General features: G+C 65.4%; 8 protein-coding genes and 1 pseudogene. 1 reads left to right on the top strand and 8 read right to left on the bottom strand.

Annotation, left to right across the window (positions count from 1 at the left end; translation table 11 throughout):
- From MKD50_RS23905 to metC, 7 genes and pseudogenes are all read right to left on the bottom strand, one after another.
- A pseudogene (locus MKD50_RS23905) lies at positions 1-202 on the bottom strand (NAD(P)(+) transhydrogenase (Re/Si-specific) subunit alpha); the annotation flags it as partial.
- Between the two features lie 76 nt (positions 203-278).
- The gene (locus MKD50_RS23900) at positions 279-1,466 is read right to left on the bottom strand and encodes a porin (RefSeq protein WP_252668963.1); all 1,188 of its coding nucleotides are present in this window, start codon (positions 1,464-1,466) and stop codon (positions 279-281) included.
- 73 nt (positions 1,467-1,539) lie between these two features.
- Complete coding sequence (locus MKD50_RS23895) at positions 1,540-2,844, bottom strand: D-amino acid dehydrogenase (RefSeq protein ID WP_252668961.1); 1,305 nt, start codon at positions 2,842-2,844, stop codon at positions 1,540-1,542.
- A 23-nt stretch (positions 2,845-2,867) separates the two neighbouring features.
- Complete coding sequence (locus tag MKD50_RS23890; RefSeq protein WP_252668959.1) at positions 2,868-3,899, bottom strand: Bug family tripartite tricarboxylate transporter substrate binding protein; 1,032 nt, start codon at positions 3,897-3,899, stop codon at positions 2,868-2,870.
- Between the two features lie 106 nt (positions 3,900-4,005).
- The gene (locus MKD50_RS23885) at positions 4,006-4,785 is read right to left on the bottom strand and encodes an SDR family NAD(P)-dependent oxidoreductase (protein ID WP_252668957.1); all 780 of its coding nucleotides are present in this window, start codon (positions 4,783-4,785) and stop codon (positions 4,006-4,008) included.
- A gap of 19 nt (positions 4,786-4,804) precedes the next feature.
- Positions 4,805-5,740: a 4-hydroxy-tetrahydrodipicolinate synthase family protein gene (locus MKD50_RS23880; protein WP_252668955.1), complete on the bottom strand. Its 936-nt coding sequence runs from the start codon at positions 5,738-5,740 to the stop codon at positions 4,805-4,807.
- Positions 5,741-5,808: 68 nt separating this feature from the next.
- Positions 5,809-7,038 carry a cystathionine beta-lyase gene (gene metC, locus MKD50_RS23875; protein ID WP_252668953.1) on the bottom strand — a complete coding sequence of 410 codons (1,230 nt, stop codon included), beginning with the start codon at positions 7,036-7,038 and terminating at the stop codon, positions 5,809-5,811.
- Positions 7,039-7,245: 207 nt separating this feature from the next.
- On the opposite strand from metC, the gene MKD50_RS23870 reads away from it, so the two are divergent.
- Positions 7,246-9,579 carry a molybdopterin guanine dinucleotide-containing S/N-oxide reductase gene (locus MKD50_RS23870; RefSeq protein ID WP_252668951.1) on the top strand — a complete coding sequence of 778 codons (2,334 nt, stop codon included), beginning with the start codon at positions 7,246-7,248 and terminating at the stop codon, positions 9,577-9,579.
- A gap of 188 nt (positions 9,580-9,767) precedes the next feature.
- Here the strand turns inward: MKD50_RS23870 and MKD50_RS23865 are convergent, their stop codons facing one another.
- Positions 9,768-10,115, bottom strand: a complete 348-nt coding sequence (locus MKD50_RS23865) for a DUF3088 domain-containing protein (protein ID WP_252668950.1) — start codon at positions 10,113-10,115, stop codon at positions 9,768-9,770.
- Between the last annotated feature and the right edge of the window lie 112 nt (positions 10,116-10,227).

Genomic DNA, 10,227 nt, shown 5'->3' with positions numbered 1-10,227 from the left:
TCTGCGCGCCGAGCGCGTCGGCAGCGCTGCCGATGGTGGCGCCGACCGCCTCATACGCGCCGTCGGGCTGGCTGGCGCCCTGGCCGGCGCCGGCCTGGATCACCACCTTGTGGCCCTGGGCGACGTATTTCTTGACGGTCTCCGGGGTGGCGGCGACGCGAGTCTCGCCGGCCCGCGTCTCGCGCGGGATACCTATGTACATCTCTGTCTCCTTGGCTGATTGTGTCGGTGTTCGGCAGCGGGCGAGCGGAATACCCTCAAACGCCCTGCGCGCGGTACTAGAAAATATGCTTCATGCCCGCCGCCACGCCGGTCTGTCCCACACCTGGCGCGACCCTGGTCGCACTCGCCACGCCCAGCGTCGAGCGGCCCGCGTTGTCCATGTAGGATGCATTGACATAAAGCTCCGTGCGCTTCGACAGGGTGTACGCCGCCTGCAGCACGTAGCTGGTGGCGTCGTCAGCCGAGGCATGGGTATCCGTCCGGTAGATGCCGGCGCGCAGCGTCAGCGCCGGTTCTACCGCGTAGGCACCGCCGAGCCAGTAGAGATGGGAACGGTTGGCGGGCGCGGCCAGTCCGTTCTGCAGGAGCCGGTATCCGGCCTCGGCCGTGAAGGGGCCGCTGGTGTAGAGCAATCCTGCCGCGTAGCGGCGTTCAATATTGCCCGCCGTGACCGTGGAGGTGCCGCGGCGCTGGTCGTAGGCAATGGCCAAGCCGACCTTGCCGATGGTGTATGAAGCGCCGGCACCGATCTCCTGGCCGACGCGCGGCGCGCCGGGGACTTCGCTGCCGTTGGCAATGGTCGAGTCATAGCCGGTGCTGTACAGGCCGCTGATGGTCAGTTCGCCGAAGTTGCCCGTGTACTTGATGGCATTGTCCGCCCGGCCGGCGAACTGCGCGTCGTGGGCAAGCACCGAGTAGGGCGCATAGCGGTTAGTGTCAAAGGGGATGAACAAGTCGAACAGGATATTGTTCTGGCGCCCGAGCGTGACCTTGCCCCAAGGCCCCGCGATACCGGCGAATGCCTGCCGGCCGAACAGGCGGCCGCCAAATCCGGCCATGCCAGTGTCGGTGAGGAAACCGCTCTCCAGCACAAAGATCGCGCTCATGCCAGCGCCCAGTGCCTCCTTGCCCCGCATGCCCCACCGCGATGCCGCGGTGTTGCCGGAGGTGACGCGGTACGCGGATCCCGAACCACCCGGGCCGGCATGGCTGACATACTCCACGCCGGCATCCATGACGCCGTATAGCGTGACGCTTGACTGTGCCTGTGCCGCCGCGGCAAGCAGGCATCCCACCGACGCCGCGAAGGCGCTCTTTGCTGATGTCTTCATCGTTCTCCTCCGTATCCATATTCGAGTTGTTGCCCGCGCAGGGCAGCACTCGCCGCTGGCCCCGGAACGGGCGATGCGGCGATAGCTTGGTGAGTTATGGCGCTTCAGTGGGCTGCGGTGCGTGTCACCCACGCGCTGCCTCCCCGCGGATGGAATTCCCCGCGCACTGCACCGCCGGCAGCGGCGCCCCGCGCAACGGAATGGATCAGGCCACGCGAGCCGGTGCGCGTTCGGCGCATTGCATGCCGAGGCGCTCCACGGTAAGTCCGTCCATGTCGATTTCCGGCGGCCTGCCGGATACCGCGTCGGCCACAAGCCGGCCGGTGCCGCACGCCTGTGTCCAGCCATTGGAGCCATGGCCGGCATTCAGGTAGAGGCCCTGCAGTGGTGTCGCACCGAGGATGGGCGGCCCGTCCGGCGTCATCGGACGGAGGCCGGCCCACGACGTGGCCGCGGCATGGTCGAGTCCTCGCGGAAAGAGCCGTCGCGTCAGTGTCGACAGCAGTTCCGTACGGGCCCGGCGCACCGACAAGTCGTATCCGACCAGCTCGGCCATTCCCGCGACGCGCAACTTGTCGCCCAGGCGGGTCAGCATGATCTTGTTGTGCTCGTCCATGATTGCCATGCGTGGTGCAGCCCCGGTGTCGGCAATGGGGATCGTGATCGAATAGCCCTTGAGCGGATAGATCGGGATCCGCAGGCCCGCGGTAGCGAGCAGCGCGGGTGTCTGGCAACCGAGTGCAACCACGCAGGCGTCGGCCTGCCGCTGATCCGTCTGCCCGCCCTGCGTGACCTCGACGCTGCGAAGGCGGCCGTGCGCATGGACCAGACGGGTCGCCGAAGCGCCGTACTGAAGCGACACGCCGCGATGGGCAAGATAGCTGGCGAGGCCTGCGCAGAACTTCGCGCTGTCGCCCGAGGCATCGTCCGGCAGATGCAGTGCGCCTTGCCATGCCGCGGCAGACGCCCGCAGTGATGGTTCTAGCGCCACGGCTTCATCGCGACTCATCATCCGCCATGGCACCTGGAACTGGCTGAGTGTGCGCGTGGCTAACCGAGCCAGCTCGACTTCCTGGTCGGTCTCGAGCAGTTGCAGCGTGCCGTCGCGGTGAAAGCCGAAGGCGAGCTCCGGCACTTCGTCACGCAAAGCCTGCATGCAGCGCATGCTGTAGTGCGCCATGCGCTGCATGCGTGCCTTGTTGATGCCAAAGCGCTCCGCATTACATTCCCTGAGCCATCGGGCGAGCCAGCGCAGGCGCGCGGCATCCGGCATCATCGAGAAGCGCACCGGCGCATGCTTTTGCAGGGCCATGCGCAGCACCTTGTACGGCATGCCCGGCGACGCCCACGGGCCGGCGAAGCCGGGGCAAAGGCCCCCTGCGTTACCGAAGCTCGATCCCATCCCCGGGCCCGCCTGTCGCTCCAGCACGGTCACCTCATGGCCGTCGCGCCACAGATGGTAGGCGGCGGAGATGCCGGCAACGCCGGCCCCAAGCACTAGTACGCGCATGTCTGCTGCCCCGTTCCACGGATTCAGTCGGCGGTGATGTGTGCACGATCGATGATCGCGCGATAGCGCCTGGTTTCGCTGTCGATATATTTCTCGAAGTCACCGCCATTCTTGTAGGCGCTCTCGAAGCCCAGGCCGTTCAGGCGATCCCTGATGTCCGGCGACGACATGACCTTTGCCGAGGCGCTGTCGAGCTTCTTCCTGATCCCATCGGGCAGCCTGGCCGGCGCCCACAGTCCGTACCAGGAATAGAATTCGAAGTCCTTGAATCCGGCTTCCTGCATGGTCGGGACATCCGGCAACAACGGGCTGCGCGAGCGTCCGGTCACCGCGATCGCGCGCAACTTGCCGGCCTTGACCCCGGGCAGCGACGAGAGCATGGGATCCATCATGCCCTGCGCCTGGCCGCTCATGAGGTCGGTCAGCGCCGGACCGCCGCCCTTGTACAGGGCAATCGGCACCTGCAGGTCCGCGATGCCGCTGTCATACATGAACTGGGACAAGGCCAGGTGGCCGGCGGAGCCGTTGCCGCTGGTCGCGAAGTTGTACTGCTTGGGATTGGCTTTCACGGCGCGCGCCAGTGCCTGCGGCGAGGTCGCCGGCACCTGTGGATTCACGCTGAAGATCAGCGCACCTTGCGCGAGCATGCTGACGGCGGTGAAATCCTTGACCGCATCGAACTTGATGGTCTTCCGGTAGAGCATCGGGTTGATGTTGTGGATCGAGGCGTTGATGTAGAGGGTGTAGCCGTCAGCCGGCGCGCGGGCGACGATGCCGGCACCGACAAGGCCCGATGCACCCGGCCGGTTGTCGACAATGACGGTCTGCTTCAGCTCCTGGCCGAGCTTCATTGCGAACACGCGCGCAAGGCCGTCCACCGAGCCGCCAGGCGCATGCGGCACGACGATGGTGATGGTGCGAACGGGGTAGGCGCTGTCAGGCATGGATTCCGCTTTTGCGACGCCCGCGGATGTCACGAAAGACAGGAGGAAGATGCCCATGCGTACGACGGGCATGTGGCGGGAACCGATCTGGGTGAGGAGGCGTGGTTGCATGGCCGGATCAACGTAACTTGCTTGGACAAGGGAAGGCAGCGCCATCGCCTGCGGTGACGTGGGATGCGAGGCGCTGCGTTGAAATGGCTTCGGTGAAGCCGGGGGCTCAGAAGGTGCCGGGGTAAGCCGCGCCGTCGATCAGGATGTTCTGAGCGCAGATATAGCCCGCCTGCCCGGAGCAGATGAAGGCGCAGAGTGCGCCGAGCTCTTCGGGCCGGCCATAGCGGCCTGCCGGGTTGCTGGTGCCGCGTTCGTGCCAGAGTTGCTCGAAGCTCTTGCCGGTCGACTCCAGCATGCCTTCGATGTGGTGGCGCTGGGCATCGGTCGCGAACACGCCCGGGAGCAGGTTGTTGATCGTGACGTTGTGGCGAACGGTCTGTCGCGCGAGCCCCGCGACGAAGCCGACCAGGCCGGAGCGAGCGCCATTGGACAGACCCAGTTCCAGTTGCGGCGTCTTCACGCTGCGCGAGACGATATTCACGATGCGGCCGAAGCGGCGTTCGATCATGCCGTCGACGGTCCGCCGGATCATGTCGATCGGCCCGATCATCATGGCATCGATGGCGGCGTGCCAGTCTGCCGGTGTCCACTGGCGGAAATCACCGGGCGGGGCACCATCCGCGTTATTGACCAGGATATCCGGGGTAGGGCATGCCGCCAGCGCGGCGGCGCGCCCGGCGTCCGTGGTGAGGTCCGCTACCACGTACCTGACATCACCCCCGGTCGCGGCGCCGATTTCCGTGGCCGCCGCGGCCAGCGTGCTCTCCGTGCGGGCAGCAATGCATACCTTCACGCCTTCCGCTGCCAGTTGCTGCGCGCACGCGCGCCCCATGCCCTTGCTCCCGCCGAAGACGAGTGCATGGCGCCCTGCAATGCCGAGTTCCATTGATCGCTCCCGGTTCGGTTCAAATGGCCTTGAGCATCGGCGACGACCAGCCGTACTTCCGGTCGAGTTCGAGTTCCTTGATGACGCGCAGGCCCCGCAGCAGGGGCTCGCCCTCCAGGCCGGTGAGCGGCTTGCGCAGTTCGCCCGAAGGCAGGCCCACCGCCTTCATCAGCGCTTTGATCGCCACCGGGTTGATGGCGGAGTAGGCGTAGTGCAGCAATTGCAGGTTCCGCAGGTAGGCCTGGTGGAAGCTGGCCGCGGTGTCGGGGGATGTCCACGGACGGGAGATCTGCGCCAGCTCGGCCGGGGCGATATTGCCGGTCATGTTCGCGGTGCCATGGCCGCCCAGGCTCATGGTCGGAACGACCAGGCCAAGGTTGGGCGAGTCGCAGCACATCACGGAGACGTCCGGCGCGCCGCGCAACACTTGCGCTACCTGTCCCACCCGCGTCGTCGACTCCTTGTGGACGACATAGTTGGGGTGCTTGAAGATGCGCAGCAGGCTGTCCCAATGCAGGTCGGTCTTCACGCGCGGCGGGTTGTTGTAGATGCCCAGGGGCAGGTCGGTCTCGTCGGCCACCTCCAGGAAGTAGCTTTCGATATCGGCTTCCGGCGCGCAGATGTAGGCGGGCGCGGCGATGATGGCGCCATCCGCGCCGTTGGCCCTGGCAAAGCGCAGATAGTCCTTGGTAGTCTGCGTGTTGTTGCCGGTGCAACCATAGAACAGCTTCATCCTGCCGGTCTTCATCTTCGCGGTTTCCACGATGATCGCTTCACGCTCCTTTTGCGAGAGCATCGAGACCTCGCCCGTGGACCCCATGATCAGCACCGCCGAGGTCCCGTGGCGTTCCTGGAAATCGAGCAGTTCGCGAAAAGCGCCGAAGTCCGGGCTGCCGTCCTTGGCAAAGGGGGTGATCAGGGCCACAAAGGACCCTTCAATCTTCATCTTGCTCATGTCTGTCTCCGTCGTAAATTTTGTATGGGTGCCAGGGCCGGGACGATCGGCGCAGGCAGGGTTGTCGTTCAGGTCGGGCAAGTGTGGTTGGCGTCGACGCCTTGCCTTGCCTCCCCGGTGGATTCATGCGCGGAAAGCGCCATCAGGCCGCGCTGCAGATCGTCGATCAGGTCTTGCGGGTCTTCGAGACCCACATGCAGGCGCACGGCCTGGCCTTGATAGGGCCAGCGTGCGCTGGTGAAGTGCTTTCCCGGCGTGAAAGGAATGGCCAGGCTTTCATATCCGCCCCAGGAAACTCCCAGGCCAAAGTGCTCCAGCGCGTCGACGAAGGCTGCGAGTGATCCTTTGGAATGCGAGCGCAAGACAACGGAGAACAGGCCACAGGCACCGGTAAAGTCGCGCTTCCACAGCGCATGGCCTGGATGCGACGGCAGGGCGGGATGCAGCACCGCCTCGACTTGCGGCTGCTGCGCCAGCCATTGGGCAACGCGCAGTCCTGATTCCCAGTGGCGCTGGAGCCGGACCGCCATGGTGCGCAGGCCGCGCAGTGCCAGGTAGACGTCGTCCGGACCGGCAGTCTGACCCATGTCCTGAGTGGTCTGCTTGATCCGGGGCCAGGTATCCCGATTGCAGGTAACCACGCCAAGCATGGCATCGGAATGGCCGACGATGTACTTGGTGGCGGCCTGGATCGAAACGTCGACGCCGTGGGAGAACGGTTTGAAGTAGAGCGGCGTTGCCCAGGTGTTGTCCATGACTACCACGGCGCCATGTCGATGCGCGGCAGCACAGATTGCCGGGACGTCCTGCATGTCAAGCGTTTCCGACCCCGGCGATTCGACGTACACGACCCGCGTGTTGACCCGCAACAGTGCTTCGAGCGGCGTGCCGCCGGCGGGATCGTAGGTCTCGACTTCGACGCCGAAGCGCGTCAGTACGCGCTCCAGAAAGGCGCGGGTTGGCGAATAGGCGCTGTCGGTGACCAGCACGTGGTCACCAGCCGACAGCAGTGCCGTCAGTGCGGTGCTGATGGCCGCGAGGCCGGACGGAAACACGAGCGAACGGTAACCGCCTTCCAGCGCGGCAACGGCTTCTTCCAGCGCATGGGTCGTGGGCGTGCCGTAACGACCATAGGTCGTTGCGCCAGGCTCTTCCGCAGCGCGGGCGCGCTTCATTTCCTCCCATTCAGCCATCGACCCGGCGAGAATGGTCGAGGCCCTGAAGACCGGCGTGTTGACGACCCCGCCGAACCGCTCCGGGTGGCGGCCGGCGCAAACTAACTGAGTGCTTTCTTTCATCGGATCTCCGTGGCTGAGCGGTGCGGCTTTCATGTTGGTGATTGCCGCTGGAATGTCGACCAGCTTAGGGATGCGTCCTGAGAAAATTCATCTCATTTGATCGGTGCATCCCATCCATAAGAGAAAAAAATGCTCGCGTGGCTCGCCCAACATTGGGCGCTTGCGCCGCTCGTAGCGGGCGTCTGTATCCCGGTGGAGGAGACCAACATGACAACTACGCTTGCTGCTGCCGATGTCCGCAGCCGCTTTCCCACGCTTTCGCACTGGGGTGCCTATACGGCGGTGGTGGAAGGCGGGAGACTGGTCGCGTGCGAGCCGTTTCTCGGCGACAGCGCGCCTTCACCGATCCTGCAATCCATGCCGGGGATGGTGCATTCGCCGCTGCGGATCCGTCGGCCGGCGGTGCGGCGCGGCTGGCTGCGCAAGCGCGAGCACGCGCAGCGCAGCGAGCGGGGCAACGATGACTTCGTTGAGCTGGACTGGGACACCGCGCTGGACCTGGTGGCGGGTGAACTGGCCCGAGTACGCGGCGAGTATGGCAATGCTTCCATCTTTGGCGGCTCTTACGGCTGGTCTTCCGCAGGACGCCTGCATCATGCGCGCACGCTGACGCACCGCTTTCTGTTCGCAGGCGGGGGCTGTACCACGCAAGCGGGCAATTACAGCTGGGGCGCCGCGCAATTTCTGTTGCCCCATGTGATCGGCACCTACAAGCCGGTCACGGGGAGAGTCACCGACTGGCGCAGCGTTCTTGAACACACGGAGCTGTTCATCGCCTTTGGCGGCCTGCCGATACGCAACACCCAGATCACTTCCGGGGGCGCGGGCGCGCACAGTTCGCAGGAATGGATCGAACGCGCAAAGCGATCAGGGGTGAAGTTTGTCGTAGTCAGCCCGACGCGCGCTGACATCCCGGCCGGCCTGCAGGCCCGCTGGGTGCCCATCCGTCCCAACACTGACACCGCGCTGATGCTTGGCATGGCGCACACGCTGCTGACGCGTGGCCTGCATGCCACGGCGTTCCTGGCGCGCTATTGCGAAGGCTTTGACGCATTCGCGGCATATTTGCTAGGCCGCAACGACGGCCTGGCCAAGGATGCCCGCTGGGCGGAGTCGATCTGTGCGGTGCCTGCCGAGACCATCATCGAACTGGCCACCGAAGCAGCCCGGCAGCGCACGATGTTGAACTGCACATGGTCGTTGCAGCGCGCCCATCACGGCGAACAGCCGTACTGGGCCAGCATCGCGCTGGCCTCGATGCTGGGGCAGATCGGTCTGCCCGGCGGCGGCTTTGCGTTCGGGCATGGCTCCATCAACGGTGCCGGCACGCCCCGTCCCGACGTCGCGGCGCCGGAGATGGGCGCGGGTACCAATCCCGCGCGCAGCGCCATCCCGGTCGCGCGTATTTCGGACATGCTCCTGCACCCCGGGGAGCGCTACGACTTCAACGGCCGTGAAGGCACCTATCCGGATATACGCCTGGTGTACTGGGCCGGCGGCAACCCGTTCCACCACCACCAGGACCTCAACCGGCTGGCACGGGCCTGGCAAGTGCCGGAGACGATCGTGGTGCATGACAGCTGGTGGACGCCAACCGCGCGGCGCGCGGACATTGTCCTGCCGGCCACGACCACGCTGGAGCGCAACGACATCGGCGGCTCCTCGAGAGACCGGTACGTGCTGGCGATGCATCAGGCGCTGCCAGCCCAGTACAGCAGCCGCAATGACTTCGACATCTATCGAGACCTGGCATTGCGCGCCGGCTGCGAGTTGGCGTTCACCGAAGGCCGCGACGAATTCGCCTGGATTCGCCATATCTACGACAGTATGGTGGAACGCTGGACCGGGGCCGGCTTCGACGCGCCGCGATTTGAACAGTTCTGGGAGAAGGGGTACACCGGCTTGCCGGAGCCGGGCGCGCCGTTCGTGCTGTTCTCGGACTTCCGTGCCGATCCCGAGGGCAGTCCCCTGAGCACACCCAGCGGCAAGATCGAGCTCTACTCCCGGCGCATTGGCGAGTTCGGCTATCAGGATTGCCCTCCGCATCCGTCCTGGCTGCCTCCTGCCGAATGGCTTGGCGATGCCGCAGCCCGGCGCTGGCCTTTGCACCTCATCACATCCCAGCCGGCGGATAAGCTGCACTCGCAGCTGGACGCGGGTAGCCACTCCTTGGCCATGAAGGTCCGGGGCCGGCAGGCAATCCATATGCACCCGTTGGATGCGGCGGAGCGCGGCATCGCGCAGAACGCCATCGTACGCGTGTTCAACGAGCGCGGGGCATGTCTGGCGGGGGCACGTCTGGACGATGCACTGATGCGTGGCGTTGTGGTAATGCCGACCGGTGCCTGGTTCGATGCGAGCGACGATACGCTTGAACGCCATGGCAATCCCAACGTCCTGACGATGGACCGCGGCACCTCCCGCCTGGCCCAGGGGTGCAGCGCGCATTCCGCGCTGGTCGAGATCGCGCCGTGGTCCAACGCAGAAGCGCCGGAGGTTCGTGCCTTCGACCCGCCGCAGGCGTCGCCGCTGCCTGGCTGAAACGCATGGCGAGTGCCATTTTCGCTCTGCGCATGGGGTCCTGGGCAGAAAAGTCACTCGGCACCCCGATCGAGCTCGCCAGCATCCGCCGCTCAGTGGTGGCCGCGCTCGGGGCACTGGTTGAGCGCGGCGCGAAGCCTTGCCTGTCACACCCGGCTTCGCGCACGAGCGTCAGATTTGGGCGGCGGTCAGGAAGTTGAGTGCGCTACGCCATACTGCGTCGATAGGTATCGACGGATATGGTCCGGGGAGTCGACGAATCGCGTTTGACCGTGCACGCGAATCTCCACGCTGTCGTCGACCGGCTTGCGTCCGGCGCCGAGCACCAGAACGGGGGCGGACTGGTTTGCCTCGCCGATCAGGTCGACGATTGCTTTGCGAGGCCGCTGCGCATCGATGTATTCGACGTCGATCTGGCTGCGCAACTGCGGGAAAAAGCTAAGCAGGCCTTCGATGGCAACGGCATCGCCGCAATAGAAGGGGCCTTCCAGGCCTTGCATAAACCCGGGGCGGAGCATCAGTAGCTTGTCTTTCACTTTCTCTCTCACTGTAGATTGAAGTTTCTGGCGGACTCTGCTCCCGTCGGGTCGCGATCCACCGAGCCAAGGATAGGGATCGCGGGTTGAATGAACCAGTGGCACGAACGAC

The sequence above is a fragment of the Cupriavidus mimosae genome (assembly GCF_023952485.1).
GTDB lineage: Bacteria > Pseudomonadota > Gammaproteobacteria > Burkholderiales > Burkholderiaceae > Cupriavidus > Cupriavidus taiwanensis_C.
The sequence above is the reverse complement of the archived record's forward strand: the minus strand, read 5'-3'. Positions and strand labels throughout refer to the sequence as shown.

Excerpts from the sequence above, each read along its gene's own strand:
- MKD50_RS23895 (WP_252668961.1), bottom strand. The coding sequence starts at position 2,844 with ATGCGCGTACTAGTGCTTGGGGCCGGCGTTGCCGGCATCTCCGCCGCC.
- MKD50_RS23890 (WP_252668959.1), bottom strand. The coding sequence starts at position 3,899 with ATGCAACCACGCCTCCTCACCCAGATCGGTTCCCGCCACATGCCCGTC.
- MKD50_RS23885 (WP_252668957.1), bottom strand. The coding sequence starts at position 4,785 with ATGGAACTCGGCATTGCAGGGCGCCATGCACTCGTCTTCGGCGGGAGC.
- MKD50_RS23880 (WP_252668955.1), bottom strand. The coding sequence starts at position 5,740 with ATGAGCAAGATGAAGATTGAAGGGTCCTTTGTGGCCCTGATCACCCCC.
- metC (WP_252668953.1), bottom strand. The coding sequence starts at position 7,038 with ATGAAAGAAAGCACTCAGTTAGTTTGCGCCGGCCGCCACCCGGAGCGG.
- MKD50_RS23870 (WP_252668951.1), top strand. The coding sequence starts at position 7,246 with ATGACAACTACGCTTGCTGCTGCCGATGTCCGCAGCCGCTTTCCCACG.